Annotated in this window: 20 protein-coding genes; all 20 read left to right on the top strand. The window is 25.6% G+C overall.

Features of this window, described 5'->3' with window-relative positions; all coding sequences use genetic code 11:
* Positions 1–37 precede the first annotated feature (37 nt).
* Entirely contained in the window at positions 38–754 is a 717-nt protein-coding gene (locus HMPREF0216_RS01725) for a YveK family protein (protein ID WP_005210416.1), read from the top strand.
* Positions 755–765: 11 nt separating this feature from the next.
* Positions 766–1419, top strand: coding sequence for a CpsD/CapB family tyrosine-protein kinase (locus tag HMPREF0216_RS01720; protein WP_005210413.1), 654 nt, complete (start codon positions 766–768; stop codon positions 1417–1419).
* Positions 1420–1529: 110 nt separating this feature from the next.
* Entirely contained in the window at positions 1530–3395 is a 1866-nt protein-coding gene (locus HMPREF0216_RS17565; RefSeq protein WP_234088601.1) for a NeuD/PglB/VioB family sugar acetyltransferase, read from the top strand.
* A gap of 9 nt (positions 3396–3404) precedes the next feature.
* On the top strand, positions 3405–4229 hold the full coding sequence (locus tag HMPREF0216_RS01705) for a glycosyltransferase family 2 protein (RefSeq protein ID WP_005210411.1): 825 nt from the start codon (positions 3405–3407) through the stop codon (positions 4227–4229).
* Between the two features lie 5 nt (positions 4230–4234).
* Positions 4235–5296, top strand: coding sequence for an EpsG family protein (locus tag HMPREF0216_RS01700; RefSeq protein WP_005210409.1), 1062 nt, complete (start codon positions 4235–4237; stop codon positions 5294–5296).
* A 21-nt stretch (positions 5297–5317) separates the two neighbouring features.
* Positions 5318–6391 (top strand): glycosyltransferase family 1 protein, encoded by a 1074-nt coding sequence (locus HMPREF0216_RS01695; protein ID WP_005210407.1) that lies wholly within the window; start codon positions 5318–5320, stop codon positions 6389–6391.
* 60 nt (positions 6392–6451) lie between these two features.
* Entirely contained in the window at positions 6452–7642 is a 1191-nt protein-coding gene (locus HMPREF0216_RS01690; RefSeq protein WP_040418511.1) for a glycosyltransferase, read from the top strand.
* Positions 7643–7668: 26 nt separating this feature from the next.
* Complete coding sequence (locus HMPREF0216_RS01685; protein ID WP_005210403.1) at positions 7669–8136, top strand: glycosyltransferase family 2 protein; 468 nt, start codon at positions 7669–7671, stop codon at positions 8134–8136.
* Between the two features lie 2 nt (positions 8137–8138).
* On the top strand, positions 8139–8684 hold the full coding sequence (locus HMPREF0216_RS01680) for a glycosyltransferase family protein (protein WP_005210402.1): 546 nt from the start codon (positions 8139–8141) through the stop codon (positions 8682–8684).
* Positions 8685–8705: 21 nt separating this feature from the next.
* A complete protein-coding gene (locus HMPREF0216_RS01675; RefSeq protein ID WP_005210400.1) occupies positions 8706–9698 on the top strand; it encodes a glycosyltransferase in 993 nt (330 codons plus the stop codon).
* Positions 9699–10739, top strand: coding sequence for a glycosyltransferase family 2 protein (locus HMPREF0216_RS01670; protein WP_005210398.1), 1041 nt, complete (start codon positions 9699–9701; stop codon positions 10737–10739). It abuts the gene before it with no gap.
* Between the two features lies 1 nt (position 10740).
* A complete protein-coding gene (locus tag HMPREF0216_RS01665) occupies positions 10741–11646 on the top strand; it encodes a glycosyltransferase family 2 protein (RefSeq protein ID WP_005210396.1) in 906 nt (301 codons plus the stop codon).
* 10 nt (positions 11647–11656) lie between these two features.
* Positions 11657–12637 carry a glycosyltransferase family 2 protein gene (locus tag HMPREF0216_RS16170; RefSeq protein WP_005210395.1) on the top strand — a complete coding sequence of 327 codons (981 nt, stop codon included), beginning with the start codon at positions 11657–11659 and terminating at the stop codon, positions 12635–12637.
* A gap of 16 nt (positions 12638–12653) precedes the next feature.
* On the top strand, positions 12654–13838 hold the full coding sequence (locus HMPREF0216_RS01655; RefSeq protein ID WP_040418509.1) for a polysaccharide pyruvyl transferase family protein: 1185 nt from the start codon (positions 12654–12656) through the stop codon (positions 13836–13838).
* A gap of 15 nt (positions 13839–13853) precedes the next feature.
* Positions 13854–15374, top strand: coding sequence for a lipopolysaccharide biosynthesis protein (locus tag HMPREF0216_RS01650; RefSeq protein ID WP_005210392.1), 1521 nt, complete (start codon positions 13854–13856; stop codon positions 15372–15374).
* A gap of 179 nt (positions 15375–15553) precedes the next feature.
* A complete protein-coding gene (locus tag HMPREF0216_RS01645; protein ID WP_005210390.1) occupies positions 15554–16537 on the top strand; it encodes a glycosyltransferase family A protein in 984 nt (327 codons plus the stop codon).
* Positions 16530–17669 carry a Coenzyme F420 hydrogenase/dehydrogenase, beta subunit C-terminal domain gene (locus HMPREF0216_RS01640; protein WP_005210388.1) on the top strand — a complete coding sequence of 380 codons (1140 nt, stop codon included), beginning with the start codon at positions 16530–16532 and terminating at the stop codon, positions 17667–17669. The genes HMPREF0216_RS01645 and HMPREF0216_RS01640 overlap by 8 nt, the downstream gene beginning before the upstream one ends.
* Positions 17670–17998: 329 nt before the next feature.
* Positions 17999–19075, top strand: coding sequence for an acyltransferase family protein (locus tag HMPREF0216_RS01635; RefSeq protein ID WP_005210386.1), 1077 nt, complete (start codon positions 17999–18001; stop codon positions 19073–19075).
* Positions 19076–19176: 101 nt separating this feature from the next.
* Complete coding sequence (locus tag HMPREF0216_RS01630) at positions 19177–20049, top strand: phosphodiester glycosidase family protein (protein WP_051040646.1); 873 nt, start codon at positions 19177–19179, stop codon at positions 20047–20049.
* 227 nt (positions 20050–20276) lie between these two features.
* On the top strand, positions 20277–21044 hold the full coding sequence (gene srtB / locus HMPREF0216_RS01625) for a class B sortase (protein WP_169317564.1): 768 nt from the start codon (positions 20277–20279) through the stop codon (positions 21042–21044).
* Positions 21045–21060: the final 16 nt, after the last annotated feature.

Genomic DNA, 21060 nt, shown 5'->3' with positions numbered 1-21060 from the left:
ATTGGCCCCGCGGGTAGTTACTGATTAGGAGGAAAAAATGGACGAAAAGACTTTAAATATTGATGAGCTTTTATATGTTTTAAAGAAAAGATTTAAATTAATAGTAATTTGTGCATTAGCATTTACATTATTAGCTGGTATTTTTGCTACATTTAAAATGAAGTCAAGCTATACAGCAACAGTTAAGATATTTGCAGGGAAAAATGAAAATATTCAAGGTGATTATAGCAGTAGTGAATTAAGTAGTTATGCTAGTTTAATAAATTCATACATAGAAATAATCAAAACAGATGACTTTATGAAAAAAGTTATAGACAAAGGAAACTTAAATATGACTCCAGGTCAGCTTATGGGTGGATTAAGCTTTACTGCATCGCAAAATGCACCAATACTTACTATAGGATATACTTCGGATAACCCAACAACAGCAGAAAAGGTAGTAAGTACATTATCTAGTGAGTTTGAAGTTGGAGTAAAAGAAATAGTTTTAAATACATATACAAAGGTTATTGAAAGTGTAAAGGTAGTTGAAAAAGTACCAGCAAAGGCTAAGGTAGTTTTAGTAGGGCTTATTGCAGGTTTATTAATGGGAATTGGATTAGTATTTGTTTTAGATTATTTAGATGATACTTTAGCAAGAAGAGAAGATTTAGAAAAATTATTACCAATACCAGTATTAGGGGAATTACCTTTAGAAGATGATGAAATAAGCAGAAGCAAGAAAAATAAAAGAAATAACAAAAAGGCAAGTTAGGAGGGCATAATATGTTAACTGTTAAAGAAAATCCAAAATCTTTATTAGCAGAAGCTTATAGAGGACTAAGAACAAGTTTAGAATACTCATCTGTTGATAAGAAGTTAAAAACATTAGTTGTTACTAGTAGTAATCCAGGAGAAGGAAAGTCTACTGTTTCTGGTAATTTAGCTTTTGTTTTAGCTCAAGGTGGAAAAAAAGTTATTATTGTTGATGCTGACTTAAGAAAGCCTACAATACATAAAAAATTTAGAGTAGCAAATACTGCAGGATTAACAGATTGCCTTATTGGTAAGAAAAAGGTTAATGAGGTTGTTAATAAGATAGAAGATAATGTACATATTATTACAGCAGGTCAAAAAACACCAAATCCAGCAGAAATGGTTTCTTCAAAAGCAATGGAAGATTTAATAGCAGCTTTAAAGGATGTTTATGATTATGTAATTATTGATACACCTCCAGTTAGAAATATAAATGATGGGGTTGTACTATCAGCAAAGGTTGATGGAACTATTTTAGTTGTAAGAGCTGGAGTAACAAAGAGTGTTGATATAGTTAAAGGATATAAGGAACTAGAAAAAGTTAAATCTAATGTTGTTGGAACAGTACTAAATGCCGTAGAAAACAAAAAGGATAGTTATTATTACTATTATTATGAAGATTAAAATATTAATATGAAACATTTATTTCAGCATTGTATAAATATTACATATTAAAATTAATGTCTAACTATAATAACATTATTAAAAATCACATTGTAGAGGGAGGTAGGAAAATGGATATTATAATTATCGGTGCTGGTGGAGTTGGTAGAGAAGTTGCTTTGATTATTGAGCAGATAAATGCTAGGACTCCAAAGTGGAACATACTAGGGATTGTTGATGATAATGAATCTATGTGGGGAAAAGTTGTTAATGGATATGTTGTTTTAGGTGGTTTAAGCTATTTAGATAGATATAGAAATAATGGTGACATAACTTATATTAATAAACCTAATATTGTTGTTGCTATAGCTAATTATAGAGTTAAGAAAAATATTGTAGATAAGCTAAAGGATGATTTTGACTTTGCTACTATAATTCATCCAGATGTTTTTATTAATGAAAGCATTAGCATTGGTGCTGGGACTATAATTTATCCAGGTGTAATTATGACTACTAATATTACTATAGGCGATCATGTTATTGTAAGTCCAAAATGTGGTATTGGTCATGATTCTATCATAAAAGATTATGCCTCACTTCTTTGGAATGTTAATATTTCTGGAAATGATCTTATAGAAGAAGGAGTGCTTATTGGATCTGGAGCTACTGTAATTCAAGGTAAAACTGTTGGACAAGGTTCAATTATTGGAGCTGGTGCAGTTGTAGTTAAGGATGTTTTAAGCAATACAACTAATGTTGGAGTTCCAAGTAAGATTATTAAAAAGAAAGAAATAAATGATGCTAGCATAGTAAAGCTAGAAGAAAATAATGAAAAAGATAAGAGTAAAGAAAATATGAAAAAAGTTTTATATATAACTACAGTTAGTAGAACTGTTAATGCTTTTTTAATTCCTCATATAGAGATGCTTTTAGAAAATGGATATAGCGTTGATATTGCATGTTCTATTGATAAGGAAATTGATAAAGGTTTAATTGAAAAGGGAGTTAGAGTTTTTGAGGTTCCATTTAGCAGAAGTCCTTTAAGTATTGGAAACTTTAAAGCTTTTAAGGAGCTTATAAAAATTCAAAAGGAAAATCAGTATGGAATAGTTCATGTTCATACACCTATAGCTTCTATATTTGGTAGATTACTTAAGGTTAAATTCCCTAAGCTAAAAACTATTTATACAGCTCATGGGTATCATTTCTTAAAAGGTGGATCAAAGGCAGGGTGGCTTTTATATTATCCAATTGAGAAGGTTATGGCAAAATTTACTGATGTTACTATCAATATAAATAGTGAAGATTATGAAATTACAAAGTCAAAGCTTAAGCCTAAAAAAAGCTATTTAGTTAAAGGTGTTGGATTAGACTTAAATTCATATAAAACATTAAGTTATGAAGAACAAAAAAGAAAGAAACAAGAGCTTAATATTAAAGATGAGGATTTTGTTGTAATAATGATTGCAGAGCTTAATGAAAATAAAAACCAAATACAGCTTATAAAAGCAATTGAATTATTAAAAGAAGATTGTCCAAGACTTAAAGTAATGTTTGTTGGTGAGGGTGATAAGCTTAATGAATTAAAGCAAGAAGCCTTAGCTAGAGGGGTTAGGGATAAGGTTTTATTCTTAGGCTTTAGAAATGATGTTAATGAACTTATCAATATAAGTGATATAGGAACATTACTTTCATATAGAGAAGGGCTTCCAAGAAATATTATGGAGCTTATGGCAAATGGAAAGAAAGTTATTGCTACAGATATTAGAGGATGTAGAGATTTAGTTTGCAATGAAAATGTTGGACAGTTAGTTAAAGTTGGAGACTTTCAAGCAACAGCAAGAACAATTAAAGAATATTACTATATGAAAGAAATAATGCTAGAAGTTGCTGCTACTTATGAAAGTAGTGATGAAGAAATAGTTAGAGAAATTGAACCTTATGATGTTGTTAATGTTAATAAGGAGTTAATGGACATATACAAAAGTTTGAATTAGGAGGAGCATATGAATCCAAAAGTTTCTGTAATAATGGGGATATATAACTGTGAAAGTACTTTAAGAGAAAGTATAGATTCTATATTAGGACAAACATATGATAATTGGGAGCTTATTATGTGTGATGATTGTTCTAAAGATAAAACTTTAGATATAGCTAAAGAATATGCTAATAAATATCCAGATAAAATAAAGATTATTACAAATGAAAATAATATAACATTAGCTCCTACACTTAATAGATGCCTTGAGATCGCATCTGGGGATTATATAGCAAGACAAGATGGTGATGATATATCTTTAAATGATAGATTAGAAAAACAGGTTAAGTTTTTAAGTGAGAATGAAGAATATGATTTAGTTGGAACAAAAATGGTTTCATTCGATGAAAATGGAATAAATGGAATAAGGGGCATAGAAGAGAATATACCTAATAAATTTACAATGATAAAAGGAACAGCTTTTTGTCATGCTACTATATTAGCTAAGAGAGAAGTTTATGAAAAATTAAATGGATATAGAGTAACTAAGTATACAACTCGTTGTGAAGATATGGATTTATGGTTTAGATTTTTTGAAGAAGGTTTTAAAGGATATAACTTAGACGATGCATTATATAAAGTAAGAGATGATAATGATGCTTATAAGAGAAGAACATTTAGAAATTATTTTAATGTATTTGTAATAAGTTGTAGAGGATATAAAAGGTTAAGTATTCCATTGAAATATTATTTATACTTGTTAAAACCATTAGTTACTATGTTTATACCAATAGCTTTAATTAGAAGATATCATAATAATGTAAGTATATCAGAAGTTAATATAGAGGGGTAGAAAGTGTGGATATTTTTTATTTTACATTGATAATTACATTTGTTTTAGCAATATTAGCAGTAATTTTTAAAGATAAAAATGGTAATGCAAATTTATTAATTACTATAGTAATAATTAGTATATTTACTTTAGTATCAGGATTAAGAAGTGGAATAGGGGACACATATTATTATGTACATTCATATAATTCAATTACTCCTAATTATGATATTGCTAATTCAGCTTATGAGCCAGGATTTACAATATTTCTTATGATATTAAAAAGTATATCTGAAGATCCACAATTTATGATTTTAATAACTTCATTAATAATAAATGTATGCAATATATGGGTCATCAGAAAATATTCAAAGGATAATTTTGAATTAGGTGTATTTTTATATATGGTCTCATATTATATAGTTACAATGAATGGAATTAGACAATCGTTAGTTGCATCAATAATATTTTTATGTACTCCACTGATTATTAATAGAAAGTTTAAAACATATTGTCTTATTATGATAGCACTGTCTACTTTTCATATATCCGCACTGGTTATGATTCCAATATATTTAGTTGCGATACAGAAGGAATGGTCTAAACAGATATGGGTTGCAATTATAGCTTTTATTGTAGTGATGATATTTTATGAGCCAGCAATAAGTTTAATATACAAAATATTAGGAAATTCGAAATATGCAGGATATGAAGATTTTAATGAAGGTGGAGCAAATATTATTAGAGTAATAGTTTATTTTGTGCCAGTAATGTTGTCATATATAAAGAGAGAAAGTTTGAAACAATGGGAAAATGGTAACATATTTATAAATATGACTTTGATTAATTTTCTTATAATGGCTATATCCTATTATAATTGGATATTTGCAAGATTTACTATATATACTCAGTTATATGTACTTATAACATTACCTTTTATAATAAAAAAATCTTTTAATAATATTAAAGAGAAAAGAGTTATATATTATTTCTTAATTTTATGTTATATCGTATTTTTTGTAGTAGATTCTAAGATGAGTGGAATAAATTATACAAGTAAATTTAATATAATTAATTTCTTTTATTAAGTATAGAAAGTTGAGATTAATATGAATAAAAAAGAAAAAGTATTACATGTAGTAGGTGGAATGGATATAGGTGGAACGGAAACTATGCTTATGAATTTATATAGGCAAATTCATAAAGATATTAGATTCGACTTTATATCTTATTATGATAGAGATGGATATTATGATAAGGAAATTATTGAGCTAGGTGGAAAGATTATTAGCACAAAATCTCCTGCTGAAATAGGGCAATTAAAGGCTATTAAGAATTTATATAAAATTATAAAAGAAGGAAGATATGATATAGTTCATGCTCATACTTTGTTTAATTGTGGAATAGCTATGATAGCAGCAAAATTAGCAGGAACTAAAATAAGAATATCACATTCACATACTAATTTAGATATGGGAAATAGTATTATAAAAAAGATTTATTTTACTATTATGAGAATTTTAATAATATTATTTTCGACTAATTATATTGCATGTAGTAATAGTGCAGGAGAATACTTATTTGGAAAAAATATAATTAAGAATAATAAATATAAGGTATTACCTAATTATGTGGATTATACTAAGTTTTTAAATTTTAATAATAATATTAACTTAATAAAAAAATTAAAATTAAATGATGATGATATTATTACTGGACATATTGGAAGATTTGTAGATGCTAAAAATCATAACTTTTTAATAGAAGTAGCAAATAAAATGATAAATAAAGATAATAGGATAAAGCTGATTTTAGTTGGAGATGGACCATTAAAGGAAGAGATAGAAAAAAAGGTAATCAAATTAGGAATTAGTGATAATGTTTTTTTCCTAGGGTTAAGGAAAGATGTAGATTTAATATTGAATAGCTGTGATATATTTCTTTTCCCTTCTATATATGAGGGGTTAGGATTGGTTATGTTAGAGGCACAAGCAAGTGGATTGCCTTGTTTAGTATCAGAGGCTATACAGCCAGAAGCAGATTTAGGAATAGGACTTGTAAAGCAAATTAAGCTAGATGATGGAATAGATAAATGGGCAGATGAAGCATTAAAGCTTATAGGCAAAAAAAATAATAATAAAGAAGCTATAGAAGAAGCCTTAAAGCTAAAGGATATGAAATAGAAGATATAGTTAATACTTTATTAGATGTTTATAAAATCGATATAAACTAGGAGTGAAATTATGAGGAAGATATTAATATCATCTTTTGATATGGAAGTTGGTGGAGTTGAAAGAAGTTTAATAAGTATGTTAAATAATTTCGATTATGAGAATAATGAAGTTGACTTAATGTTATATAGACATACCGGTGATTTTATGAATCTTTTAACTGATAAAGTTAATTTATTAGAAGAACACAAATCATATTCAACTTTTAGAAAAGGTATAGGACAAACTATAAAAGAAGGAAAAGTATTTTTAGGAGCATCTAGATTATTAGCAAAATTAATTGGAGAACTATCAAAAAAAGATAATAAGAATAATACTGAAAGTGTAGTTCAAATGCAGCTTATGTGGAAATATGCATTACCTTTTTTACCTAAGCTAGATAAAGAATATGATGTAGCAATAAGCTATCTTTGGCCTCATTATTTCGTTGCAGAAAAGGTTAAAGCTAAAACTAAAATAGCTTGGATACATACAGATTATTCAACAATAGAAACTGATATAAAAATGGACTTAAAAATGTGGAATAAGTTTGATTATATAATGGCAGTATCAGAAGAATGTAAAAATGCTTTCTTAAAAAAGTATCCTAGTTTACATAATAAAGTTAAGGTAATGGAAAATATAACTTCACCTGATTTTATAAGAAGAATGTCGGAAGAAAAGGTAGATGATGACATTAGTAAAGATAATAGCTTTAAGTTGCTTTCAGTAGCAAGACTTTCACATGCTAAAGGCATTGATAATGCTGTTAGGGCTTTAAGAGTATTACATGACAGAGGATTTACAAATATTAAATGGTATGTTGTTGGATATGGTGGAGATGAAGCTATTATAAAAGAACTAATAGAAGAAAATAACTTAAAAGATAGCTTTATATTATTAGGTAAAAAAACTAATCCTTATCCATATATGAAAGTATGTGATATTTATGTACAACCTTCTAGATATGAAGGAAAAGCTGTTACTGTAGGTGAGGCTCAAATACTTGGAAAGCCTGTTATTATAACAAATTATACGACAGCAAAAAGTCAAGTTAGAGAAAATATTGATGGATATATATGTGAGTTATCAATTGATGGCATTGCTAATGGAGTAGAAAAGCTATATAGAAATAAAGAGTTAAAAGAAAAGTTAGCTAATAATTCAAGAAACACGGATTATAGTAACAAATATGAGTTAAAAAAATTATATGAAATGTTTTAAATAGTATTAATAAAAGGAGTACAAGTATGGTATTCGATAGTTTACCTATTATAAGTGTAATTGTTCCAGTATATAATGTTGAAAAATATTTAAAAAGATGTGTAGATAGTATATTAAATCAAGAGATGAAAGAGATTGAAGTAATATTAGTGAATGATGGATCTACAGATTCAAGCGCGAGTATTTGTGATGAATACGTAAGAAGAGATAGTAGAATAAAGGTTATACATAAAAAAAACTCTCGTGTAGCAGCTGCTAGAAATGATGGAATTAGGTTAGCAAGTGGTAAATATATAAGCTTTATAGATTCAGATGATTGGATTGAATCTAATATGTATAAGAGTATGTATGAAAAGGCAGAGGAATTTAATGTGGATTTTATAATGTGTGATTTTTCTAAAAAGGGAGTAGATAAATCATACAATGTATCTCAACCAATATCGAGTGGATTTTATGATAAGGATAGAATAAAAAAGAAGTATTCCCGTGTTTAATTATGTTTGAAAATATAGAATTTCCACCTACAATATCAAATTGTACATGTCTATTTAAAAGGGAATTTTTAATTAAAAATAATATATTTTATGATGAAGATATTCATTATTGTGAGGATTCTATATTTGGATCTAAATCTATGTATAATGCTAATAGATTTTATTATATGAAAAATAAATACTTTTATAATTATTTTTATAATCCCAATTCTACGACATCAACTTACAATAAAAATAAATGGGATTCATATATAAAAATAAATGAACGAATGGAAAAATATTTTAACAAGAGTGACTTTGATTTTTCAAGACAAATAAAGATTAATATGTTGTATTTTACATTAAATATGCTATCAGAAAATGGAAAATCAAATCTCGTATTTATAGAAAAGAGCAAAAATTGCAAAGAAATAATGTGTAATGATAGAGTAAGAAAAATATTTAAAGAGTTTAAAATACCACAAGTGTCTAAGGGATTAAAAATAGTAACTATATTAATAAAATATAAATTAAGTTGGATATACTCTTTATTATTTTATACTAGATAATTGAAAGGGCGGAGATTTTAATTGGCATTAATAAGTATTATTATACCGGTATATAATGTACAAAAGTATTTAAATAAGTGCATAGAAAGTGCAATTAATCAAACAATGAAAGATATAGAGATATTATTAATAAATGATGGTTCAACAGATAAAAGTGGAGAAATTTGTGATTATTATGCTAAGAGTGATAGTAGAATAAGAGTTATTCATAAAGAAAATGAAGGTGTATCTTCTGCTAGAAATATAGGTTTAGATTTGGCAACTGGGCAATGGATAGCTTTTTTAGATAGTGACGATTGGATAGAAGAAAATATGTATGAAATTTTATATGAAAATGCTATTAAACAAAAAGTAGATATATGTGCTTGTAATTTTGAATATTTTACAAAAGATAATATTTCTTTATATAACAAAGATTTAATGAATGGTTTAGAGGGAATATATACCAGTAAAGAGTTCATGGATTTTATTTATGAAGGTCAGCATAAAAATGCTTTGTGTGTATGCATTTGGAATAAAATTTATAAAAAGAGTATATTTAATAATCTAAGATTTATAAACTCTATTCATGAAGATGAGCAGATTTGTACGCAAATATATAGTAAAAAGTTAAATATATATCTATTAGGACAACCATTATATAAATATATTCAAGTTGCTCAGTCTATAACTAACAAAAAGTTTTCTAAAGAGAATCTTGTTAATTTAGATATTTTATATGAAAGATGTAGCTTGTTTAAGAGTGTAGGATATGTTGACTTATTTATAAAAAGTTTAAAAGAATATTGTGATGTAAATATTGGTTATTATTTTAAAATAAAAGAATTGGATAATGAAATTGACTATAAGAGGTATTTTGAACAGTATAATAAGATTTTATTGGAAATTATAAATAAAAAAATATTATTAAAAGACAAGATAAGATTTATTATATTTTATATAAATCCAATATTATATAAGAAATTAATTAGTATGAAAGAAAATTATAAATATATATTTAGGGTGGGAAATTAGATGACTCAAATAAGTATAATTATGCCTGTGTATAATAAGATGAATTATTTAAATAGATCTATAAATTCCATACTTAATCAAACATTTAAGGATTTTGAATTAATAATAGTAGATGATGGGTCTAGTGATGATTCTTTAAAAATATGTAATGAATTTTTTAGAAAAGATAATAGAATTCAGATAATAAGCATAAATAATTCAGGAGTTTCTAATGCAAGAAATATAGGATTAGAACATGCAAAAGGTAAATATATTCAATTTATTGATGGCGATGATTATATTGATTTAGATATGTTTAAAGAATTAAAAAAGATAATTGATAAATATACTCCAGATATAATTTTAACTGGATTAACAAAAGTTGATAAAGATTATAATAGTATAAGTAAAATAATACCTTCATTAAACGGATTAAAAAACAAACAAGATTTAATGGATAATTTTGTAGAAGAACAGTTTAGCACAGGACTATATGGGTGTGTTAGTAATAAATTGATAAAGAGAAGTTTAATAGAAAAAATAAGACTGAAATTTGATAAAAATATTAAATTAGCAGAGGATTTAGATTTTTATTTAACGTTATATGATTATATTAATGATATATATTTTTGTAATGAATCATATTACTATTATTTACAAAATGCTGAAAATTCGTCTACTAGCATAAATTTTAAAAATGATTATTTTACTCAGATACTTATTAATTTAAAGGCTAAAAATATGCTTAGTAAAAATAATTCGTTAAATATTAATAATGAAAATATTATTAATAAAGTTATAACTAGTTTTACATTATGTTATTTATATGAGGAGTTTGATTATTCTTTTAGTAAAAATAAAAAAGTAATTAATAGAATTTATGGTGATCAAAGAATTGTAATGAGTTTAACTAGTGATAATCAAAATTTATTTAAAAGGATAATTATACTTTTAATAAAAAGCAAGAGCAGTTTTGTATTATTGATATTGCTGTATATAAGGAAAAGAATAGAAGTTATTTATAGAAAAATTAGATATGGAGTTTTAAAGGGGAAAATTTAAGATGGATAACATATTAATAACAGTTTTTACTCCTACTTATAATAGAGGATATATTATTGAAAAATTATATAAGTCACTAAAAGCTCAAAGTTCATTTAATTTTGAGTGGCTTGTTATAGATGATGGATCTAGTGATAACACAGAAGATTTATTTAATACTTGGTGTAAAAGTGATAATAAATTTAATATAAGGTATTATAAATTTGAGAATGGTGGAAAGCCACGAGCTATAAATAAGGGAGTAGAACTAGCTAAAGGAAAGTATTTTTTTATGGTTGATTCGGATGATTATTTACTAGAAGATGCAATAAAAAAATTAGAAATATGGATAAAAGAAGTAGATGAAGTAGAGGATATAGTTGCAGTAGGCGCAGCTAGAGCATTTCCTAATATGAAATATATTAAAGGAATCGAACCTAATATTGATGAAAGTATAGGTTATTTAGATGCGACTAATATAGATAGAAGTAAATATAATTTAGATGCAGATATGTGTGAGGCATATAAAATAAAAATATTAAAAAATTTTCCGTTTGAGGTTTGGAATGGAGAGAAATTTTCACCTGAAGAGATAGTTTTAAATGAAATGTCATTAAGTGGATATAAAGTAAGATGGCATAAAGATATCATATATATATGTGATTATTTAGAGGATGGTTTGACAAGAGGAAATTGGAATTTATTAAAAAATAATCCAATGGGATATGCTATGTTATATAATCATAAATTAAAATTTACTAAAGGATTTAAAGATAGATTTAATTATGCATGTCAGCATATAGCTTTATCTATTATAGGTAAAGAATGTAGTTATATATTTAAAAGTAATGCAAAGTTGTTAACACTAATAGCATTACCTTTTGGATATATTTTATCACTAAGAAGAAAGAGGCAATTCGCCAATTAAGGTAAATAATATGGTTAAAATTAGTGTTATAGTTCCAGTATATAATGGAGAAAAATATATAAAAAGTTGTTTAAAAAACTTACAAAAACAAACTTTAAAGGAATTTGAGATAATAGTAGTAAATGATGGTTCAAGTGATAACAGTGGACAAGTATGTGAGGAATTAGCCAAGAAGGATCAAAGAATAAATGTAATACATCAAAATAATTCTGGAGTAAGTAATGCAAGAAATATAGGAATTAATAGTGCAGTAGGAGAATATATATGCTTTATTGATTGTGATGATTATATTGATTCGAATTATTTGAAGGTTTTATATGATGAATGTGTAAATAATAATGTAAAAATGAGTATATGTGGAATACGATCTGTAAAGGAAGATGGTACTTTAATTTCAATGAAGGAAATGAAGAATGGAATCTATTCTTCTACTAAAGCTTTAAAGGAATTATTTGAATTTAAAAATTTAAATGGTGGACCTTGTGGTAAATTAATACACAAATCTTTATTTGAAAATGATTTGTATTTTCCAGAATTAAAAGTATATGAAGATTTAATTTTTAGTTATAAAGCTATATACAAAGCTGGTAATGTTGTATTTACAACTAGATGTAGATATTATTACTTACATAGAGAGGGCATAGGTGCTATGGCTAAGTTTATTAAAGAGCCAAGTAGAGATAGTATAAAAGCTGCCTATGATATTTTAGAATTTATAAAGTTAAAAATTCCAAGTATATGGGATACTTCATTTTACGGAGTAATTTCTCAAGTTATTAAGTATATTTCTGATAAAAAACAAATAGATAGTAAGTGGAAGAAAAAGAGTAGTGTTTTATATATGAATGAAACGAAAAAATTATTAGCTAGATATAGAAGAGAGTTAATAATTAATAAAAGTATTAATAGTAATGAGAAAATAGTATTTATAGTATTATCCTATTCATGCAATATATATAAATTTATTATGAATAAAAAATTTGGTAAATAGAAATTTGGAGGTAAGTATGAGTAAAAATAGATTCTTTTTATATGGACATAATGGAAGTGGAAATCATGGATGTGAGGCAATAGTAAGATCAACAGCTAAAATATTAAGAAATAAATATGATAATGCAATTGTTACATTAGCATCAGGTGGAAGAAATGAGGATAAAAAGTATAACTTAGATAAGGTTGTTAATGTTGTTGATGAAAAAAATAGAGTTAGTAAATTAACATTAGCATATGCTAATGCGTATTTAAATATAAAGTTATTTAATAATAGACTAAAATCAGAAGAGTTAGAATATAGAGATACATTTTATGGACAAGATAAAAGTACAATAGCATTATCAATTGGGGGAGATAACTATTGTTATCCAGGATACCAAAGATTTACTATGTTACATAATATGCTAAGAAAAAAAGGTATAAAAACTGTTTTATGGGGATGCTCAGTCGAACCAAGTAAAATAGATGAAGAAATGGCAGAAGATTTAAGAAACTATGATTTGATTATTACTAGAGAAACATTAACATTAAGTGCGTTAGAAGATATAGGTGCAAATGTGAAATTATATCCAGATCCTGCTTTTCAACTAAATAAGATTAATAAGGACTTACCAAAGGGATTTATAGAAGGTAATACAGTAGGTATAAATATAAGCCCTATGATAATGAAAAATGAAAAAATAAGTGGAATTACTATGAAAAATTATGAAGTATTAATAGAAGATATAATTAAAAATACTGATATGAATATTGCACTTATTCCACATGTAATTTGGGAAGATAATAATGATGATAGGATTCCATCTATGGAATTATATAATAAATTTAAACATACTGGTAGGGTGATAGTAATAGAAGATGATAATTGTGAAGTTTTAAAGGGATATATATCAAGATGTAGAATGTTTATTGGAGCAAGAACACACTCTACAATAGCAGCTTATGCTACAGGTGTTCCAACTTTAGTAGTAGGATATTCAATAAAAGCAAAAGGAATAGCTAAGGATATATTTGGAGAATATGAGAATTATGTTATACCAGTACAAGCACTAGAAAGTGAAAAAGATTTAACAAGAGCATTTGAATGGATGAAGTGTAATGAAGATAAAATAAAAGGACATTTGGATAAATTTATGTCTTCATATAAAGAAAAATCATTGGATGCAGCAAAAGAATTAAAAATTTTAATGAATGAATAAAAAAAGGAAGATAAAATGAGGGTACAAAAGTCTATAAAAAACATTTTTTTTGCACTATCAAACAATATTATCATAAGCATTTTAGGATTTATATCCAGAACAGTTTTTATATATACATTAGGGGCTACGTATTTAGGAATATCAGGATTATTACAAAATATATTTGGATTATTGTCTATTTCTGAATTAGGAATAAGTACTGCTATAGGATTTAGTTTATATAAGCCTATAGCTAATAATGATACTAAACTTATTAGTTCATTAATGAGTTTATATAGAAAGGCTTATAGAGTAATAGGGATAGTAATATTAGTAATAGGAACAATATTATATAATTATTTAGATTTTTTCGTTGATCCAAGTCAGCAACCACCAGAAATAGGCTATATTTATTTTATGTATTTAATAAATATAGTTGTTGGATATTTTCTATCATATAAAACGACTTTAATTTCATCAGACCAAAATGCATATAAAATAGTTCCAATTCAATTAAAAATTAATACAACAACTGAAATTTTACAAATTATATATTTATTAATATTCAAAAATTATATAGGATATTTATTTTTACAAATAGCTTCATCTATATTACTTAATTATTTACAAAATAGATTTATTACTAATGAATATAAGGATATTAATTTTAACTCAAAAGATAAAATCCCAGAAAATGAAAGTAAAATAATTAAGAAAAATATATTCGGATTAATATCAGCTAAAATAGGTGATTTTTGTGTAAATTCAACGGATAATCTTATAATTTCTAAATTTATAAGCTTGGTATCAGTAGGTATTTACTCTAATTATATCATGTTAAGAAATCTAGTTAATGGATATATTGGAATATTATTTGGAGCAATAACATCTGGTTTTGGAAATCTAGTGGCTAAAGAAAATGAAGATAAGTGTTTAGAAATATTTGATGTATTGTTTTTTATTTCATTTGTATTGTATAGTTTTGAAGCGGTATGCTTTATATGTTTATTTAATCCTTTTATAAAAATTTGGATAGGAGAATCATATTTATTTTCTTTTCCTGTAGTAGCTGTTATTGTAATAAATAATTTCTTAACAGGATTAAGAATGCCTATAATAACAATGAAGAGTGCTGCAGGTATTTACACAGAGGATATATGGGTTCCATTTGGATTTTCAATTATAAACTTAGCTTCATCAGTAGTTTTAGCAAAATATTTTGGCGTGTTTGGAGTAGTTCTTGGAAGTATAATTGGAAGTCTTTTAACTGCAGATTGGTATAGGCCGTTGGTAATCTTCAAAAAAGTTTTTAAAAAATCAGTTTTTCATTATTTTAAAAAATATTTTATCTATGTATTCATGGGAATCTTACACATGATTATTTCTTATTATATATGTGAGCTGATAAATATAGTAAATCCTTTTGTAAATATTGCGATTAAGGCAATTATATGTATTATTTTACCTAATTTTATTAATTTTATTATATTTAGTAGAAGTAAAGAATTTAAATATGTTTTAGATATAGTCATAAATTTAATAAAAAGTAGACAGTAATGAAATAAAAAGTAGCTTTTGATTTTCAATTATGAAATATTTGAGAAAAACAAGTGTTACGAATTATTAAGTTAGATGAGTTTTATAAAATAATAAAAATATTATTAGAAAATTAGCTTATAAAGTTTTATAAGCTAATAGTAAATGAAATAAGTAATAGTGTAATTAGGAGAAAAAATATGGTTAGCATAGTAATACCTTGCTTTAATGGAGAAAAATTTATTAATAGATGTTTTAATAGTATTTTAAACCAAAGTTATAATAATATTGAAGTTATTTTAGTTAATGATGGATCAGTAGATAAATCAGAAGAAATAATTAAATTAGAAAGGTTAAAGTTTAAGGAAAAAAATATTAAATTTAAATATATATATCAGCAAAATAAAGGAGCAGGAGGGGCTATAAATAGTGGCCTTAAGCATGTTACAGGAAAATATCTTACATTATTGGATATAGATGATTATCTTATGCCTAATTCAATTGAAGAAAAGGTAAGGTTTTTAGAAGATAATAAAGAGTATGATATTGTAAGAACAAATGGATATTATGTTAGCGAAGAAAACTTAAATAATGAAACAAACCTATTTGTTGTTAATGATGATGAAAAAAATAATATATATATATTTGATGATTTAATTGAAGCAAAAACTAATAATTGGGCGGGAAGTTATATGCTAAGAAGCTCAAAACTATTTGAATTCTATAAGGATAGAAATATTTATGAATCTAAATATGGTCAAAATTTGCAATTATTGCTTCCGTTAGCTTATAAGGGGAAATCTGGATTTATAGATAAACCACTTATGAAATATATAAGACAAGAAAATTCATTATCACAACTAAAAGGAGATTTTAATCTTGAAGTTAAAAATTTATTAGGATATAAGCAGATAAGAAAACATATGCTTAATATTATTTTATCAGATGATGAACTTAATAAATATTTAGAGAGACTTGAAATTGTATATGCTAAGTATTTAATGAATTTAGCTTTTTATAAAAAGGATATTAAATTATTAAAAGAAAATTATATAATGCTAAAGAAATATAAAGCTAATGATATAGAATATAAAATATTATATTATAATGCGACCAATAAAATATTATGTTTATTCTTTAGAGTTATGAGAAAGGTTGCTTTAGTAGGAGAACGATATGATTAATATATTAGAAAAAAAAGATTGCACAGGATGTTATGGATGTGCAAATGTTTGTCCTAAAAATTGTATTAATATGATTGAAGACGATGAGGGATTTAAATATCCTAAAATTAATAACGATATTTGTATAAAGTGTAATTTATGTGATAAAGTATGTCCTATTTTAAACAATAGAAATATGGATAACAATCCTATAGCATTAGCAGCCTATAATAAGGATGAGCGAATAAGAAAAGAGAGTTCTTCAGGTGGAGTATTCACATTAATTGCAGAGTCAATAATTAAAAGTGGTGGGATTGTATTTGGAGCAAAATTTAATAATGAGTTTGAGGTAGTTCATGATTATACTGATAATATATATGGAATAGCTCAATTTAGGGGAGCAAAATATGTTCAGAGCAATATAGGAGAAACTTATAGTCTTGCTAAGATGTTTTTAGAAAAGGGGAGAAAAGTACTTTTTTCTGGAACACCTTGTCAGATTGGTGGTTTGAAAAGATATTTACAAAAAGAGCATGAGAATTTAATATGTGTAGACTTGATATGTCATGGAGTACCATCACCTATTAGTTGGAGAAAATATAAGCAGAGATTTGAAAAAAACAACAATATAAAGGGTATAAATTTTAGAGATAAGACTTATGGATGGAAATCATATTCTTTTAAGGTTGAGTTTGAAGATAGTAGTGATATCTTAATTAAAAGAAATGAAAATTCATATATGGATGGATTTATAGGAGATATTTATTTAAGACCATCTTGTCATAATTGTAAATTTAAATCTATCAATAGAGAAAGTGATATAACATTAGCTGATTTTTGGGGAATAGAAAATGTTAGAAGAGATATGAATGATGATAAGGGAATTTCTCTTATTTTAATCAATTCAGAAAAAGGAAAAAAAAATTTTAGAAATATATCTGATTCCATTGAAAAAGCTGAAGTTGATATTGATGAAGCTATAAAGTATAATTCTTCAGCAATTAAATCTTCATATTGTAATCCTAGAAGAGATTATTTCTTTAAAAGAATTAATAAAACTCCATTTGATAAATTAGTTATAAAAAGTTTAAAAGATCCCTTAAGTATTAGATTAAAGATTAAAATTTATAATATGATAAAAAGAGTTAGATAGTTTAAGCTTTGAAATAAATATAGTATTTTAATATATAATATTGAGTTCGATTATAGTATTTATATTCGGTATATTGAAATAAACTTGAACTCAATAGAATAAAAGGGGTTCAGCTATTTTATTTTAGTAAGTTTTTTATAATTTATGGCTTTAAAAGTATTATTATAATACACATAATAGCCCTTACTATAGAAGTTATTAGAACAGGGGCAATTAAAGGTATATCTGAAAAATGAAGAATATATTTACCAATATAGATTTGAAACTAAATGAAATAGTATATAAGAATTTATATTCATTAAATGAAAGAAATTTGGTGAAAAGTAATAATGGAATTAACAAAAAATCAGATAAAAATAACTAAAGGCATAGCAATAAGTTTTATGCTATTATTACATTTATTTTGTACAAAAACATATGAAGGTTTATATACTCCATTAATATTTATAGGAGATATACCATTAGTTTATTATTTAGCACTATTTGGAGATTGTTGTGTTGCTATTTATTGTTTTTGTAGTGGATATGGGTTATTTATTAGTTATAAAAATAATAAAGAAAAGTATATTAAAAATAATCTAATAAGAATATTGAAGTTGTATGTTAATTACTGGATAATACTTTTTATGTTTGTAGTATTATTAGGATTTATAAGCGGACAAGTAAATAAATATCCGGGTGATTTAAAAACATTTTTATTAACTTTTACAGCAATATCTCCAGCATATAATGGAGCTTGGTGGTTTGTAACAACATATATAATTTTAGTATTGCTATCACCAATTATAAATAAAATTATTGTTAAATATAACAGTATAATTATTATGACAATATCCTTTGTATTTTATGTAGTAGCATATGTGCAAAGAATAAAAGGTATTATAGTGTTTGATAATGAAGTATTAAATTGGAGTATTAGACAGGTTGCTCTTTTTGGAACATCCCAGCTACCATTTATAGTTGGAGCAATATTTGCACATAAGAAAATATATAGTAAATTGTATAATATAGCTAATAACATAAAGTATAAAAATATATTAGGTGTTATATTAATAGCTTTAATGATTATAGCTCATGGTTTTGTTGAAACTTTATTTGTTGCAGTATTCACAGGAATAGCATTTATATGTATATTTAATTTGATGGATAAACCTAAATGGTTAAATAAATTATTAGATTATTTAGGAAATCATTCAACTAATATGTGGCTTACACATATGTTTTTCTATATGATTTATTTTAAGAAATTAGTGTTTGCTCCTAAATATAGTTTTTTAATATTTCCGTGGTTAGTTATATTATGCTTAGTATCATCTTATTTAATTAATCTAATATATAATCCTATAATTAAATTGTTAAATAAAAAAATATTAGTAAATAAAGAAAATAAAATATTGTATAATTAAGTAATAACCTATTCTAATAAAAATTGGAATAGGTTATTGTTTTAATAAATGAGATAACTATGATAAAAATTAATATAGAATAAATTTAAGTGAGGGTTAATATGGTCAATAAGATAATAAAGTGTTTAAGTATTATATTATTAATAATGGTAGTTGGAGTAGGATATAAAATAGTAAATAATATTTATTCAAAGTCAAAGATAAAAGAAGCAAATACAGTTTTTAATGAATCAAATGAAATATATATAAATAGAAATGGTGAAACTGGAGTAATTGAGTATAAGTCAGATACTTTAAATATAAACATAACTCCAATAAAGAAAAGTAATCCTAATTTGGAGATGTGGGAAGTAAATGTAAATATAGGTGATGGTTCTCAGATTAAATCAGCTTTTGCAGGAGATAAATTTTCTTTAATAAATAGGGAAAGGACTTCTGATATGGCAATGAGGCATAATGCAATATTAGCTATTAATGGGGCTGCTACTGGGTTTAACAAAAGTAGTTATGTAATAAGAGATGGAGTAGTTTATAGAGATACATGGTTAGATTGTGATCCACTTGTTATTCAAAATGATGGTGATTTTAGAATATATGATGAGCTATTAACAGGAGATGAGTTAGTTGAAAAGGGTGCAATGCATACATATGATTTTGGACCTGATTTAATAAGACATGGTGAAATTGTAGACTATGGAGATACATGGTATAAGGAAGGTTTAGCTCCAAGAACAGTTATTGGTCAAAAAGGACCTTTAGAATATGTAATATTAGTTATAGATGGAAGAAGTGAAGCATCTGTTGGAATTAGTCTTTATGATGCAGCAGTGGAACTTAAAAATAGGGGATGCTACTGGGGATATAACCTAGATGGTGGAGGTTCTACAACGTTGTATTTTAATGGGGAAGTATTAAATAATCCATCAGATGGAAAGGAAAGAAAGATAACAGATATAATGTATTTTATAGAATAAAAAAATTACCAATATTAATGAAGCACAAAGTAAAAAAACTAATAAAGGTAGACATGAAAAAGAATAAAGTAGTACCCGTGGGGTCAATCCAATATTTGGGTTGACCCCGCGGGTACTATTATATATCACTAATATATAATGGTAAAATATAACTTTTAAAATTGGTATAAAATGTTATAATTTTATTATGAAAATAATAAAGAGGGTAATTTGGGGGGGAGATGGATGTGAAAAAAATAGCTATTACTATATTATGCATTCTTGTAATGGGAGGAATAGGTTTTGGAGGATATAAGCTAGGTGAAAAGAAGGGAAGAGAAGAAATTCCTAATGAAATTATAGTTATAAATTCTCCTAGAGTAGAGGATGAGATAGTAGAAGAGGAAACAAAGGCTGAGAGAGTAGTTAATGAAGAGCTATTAGCAAGTGAGAATACTTTAAAGTCAAAAAATAATGAATATAAAATGTGGATACAAATGCCTAATACCAATATTAATTATCCAGTAATGCAAGGCCCAGATAATGATATATATTTATCTACGGATTTTAATGGAGACTATTATTATCCAGGAAGTATTTTTATTGATTATAGAAATGATATAGAAAATGATGAAAACATATGGATATATGGACATCACATGAAGGATGAAAGTATGTTTCATGATTTAGTAAATCTTAAGGATGAAACTTACTTCAATGAAAATCCATATATAACTATACTTAAAAATGGGATAAGCTATCAGTATGAAATATTTTCAATATTTGTTGTAAAAGATGATGCGGCTAATATTGTTTTTGATTTTGAAAATGAAGATGATATGAATAAATACATGGAAGAAATAAAAGGTAACTCAATATTTTATAGGGATGTAAATGCTGAAGATATAGTTGATGAAGATGGAATCAGTAGTCTAATAACTTTGGTAACATGTAGCTTTGAATATGATGGTGCAAGAACAGTAGTAACAGCAAGACTTTTAGAGCCAATAAGGTAAGTGCTATTATAGAGTA

The sequence above is a fragment of the Clostridium celatum DSM 1785 genome (assembly GCF_000320405.1).
Classification (GTDB): domain Bacteria; phylum Bacillota; class Clostridia; order Clostridiales; family Clostridiaceae; genus Clostridium; species Clostridium celatum.
The sequence above is the reverse complement of the archived record's forward strand: the minus strand, read 5'-3'. Positions and strand labels throughout refer to the sequence as shown.

Excerpts from the sequence above, each read along its gene's own strand:
- HMPREF0216_RS01685 (WP_005210403.1), top strand. The coding sequence starts at position 7,669 with ATGGTATTCGATAGTTTACCTATTATAAGTGTAATTGTTCCAGTATAT.
- HMPREF0216_RS01670 (WP_005210398.1), top strand. The coding sequence starts at position 9,699 with ATGACTCAAATAAGTATAATTATGCCTGTGTATAATAAGATGAATTAT.
- HMPREF0216_RS01630 (WP_051040646.1), top strand. The coding sequence starts at position 19,177 with ATGGTCAATAAGATAATAAAGTGTTTAAGTATTATATTATTAATAATG.
- HMPREF0216_RS01720 (WP_005210413.1), top strand. The coding sequence starts at position 766 with ATGTTAACTGTTAAAGAAAATCCAAAATCTTTATTAGCAGAAGCTTAT.
- HMPREF0216_RS01705 (WP_005210411.1), top strand. The coding sequence starts at position 3,405 with ATGAATCCAAAAGTTTCTGTAATAATGGGGATATATAACTGTGAAAGT.
- HMPREF0216_RS01650 (WP_005210392.1), top strand. The coding sequence starts at position 13,854 with ATGAGGGTACAAAAGTCTATAAAAAACATTTTTTTTGCACTATCAAAC.
- HMPREF0216_RS01655 (WP_040418509.1), top strand. The coding sequence starts at position 12,654 with ATGAGTAAAAATAGATTCTTTTTATATGGACATAATGGAAGTGGAAAT.
- HMPREF0216_RS01680 (WP_005210402.1), top strand. The coding sequence starts at position 8,139 with ATGTTTGAAAATATAGAATTTCCACCTACAATATCAAATTGTACATGT.
- HMPREF0216_RS16170 (WP_005210395.1), top strand. The coding sequence starts at position 11,657 with ATGGTTAAAATTAGTGTTATAGTTCCAGTATATAATGGAGAAAAATAT.
- HMPREF0216_RS01725 (WP_005210416.1), top strand. The coding sequence starts at position 38 with ATGGACGAAAAGACTTTAAATATTGATGAGCTTTTATATGTTTTAAAG.
- HMPREF0216_RS01690 (WP_040418511.1), top strand. The coding sequence starts at position 6,452 with ATGAGGAAGATATTAATATCATCTTTTGATATGGAAGTTGGTGGAGTT.
- HMPREF0216_RS01665 (WP_005210396.1), top strand. The coding sequence starts at position 10,741 with ATGGATAACATATTAATAACAGTTTTTACTCCTACTTATAATAGAGGA.
- HMPREF0216_RS01635 (WP_005210386.1), top strand. The coding sequence starts at position 17,999 with ATGGAATTAACAAAAAATCAGATAAAAATAACTAAAGGCATAGCAATA.
- HMPREF0216_RS01695 (WP_005210407.1), top strand. The coding sequence starts at position 5,318 with ATGAATAAAAAAGAAAAAGTATTACATGTAGTAGGTGGAATGGATATA.
- HMPREF0216_RS01640 (WP_005210388.1), top strand. The coding sequence starts at position 16,530 with ATGATTAATATATTAGAAAAAAAAGATTGCACAGGATGTTATGGATGT.
- HMPREF0216_RS17565 (WP_234088601.1), top strand. The coding sequence starts at position 1,530 with ATGGATATTATAATTATCGGTGCTGGTGGAGTTGGTAGAGAAGTTGCT.
- HMPREF0216_RS01645 (WP_005210390.1), top strand. The coding sequence starts at position 15,554 with ATGGTTAGCATAGTAATACCTTGCTTTAATGGAGAAAAATTTATTAAT.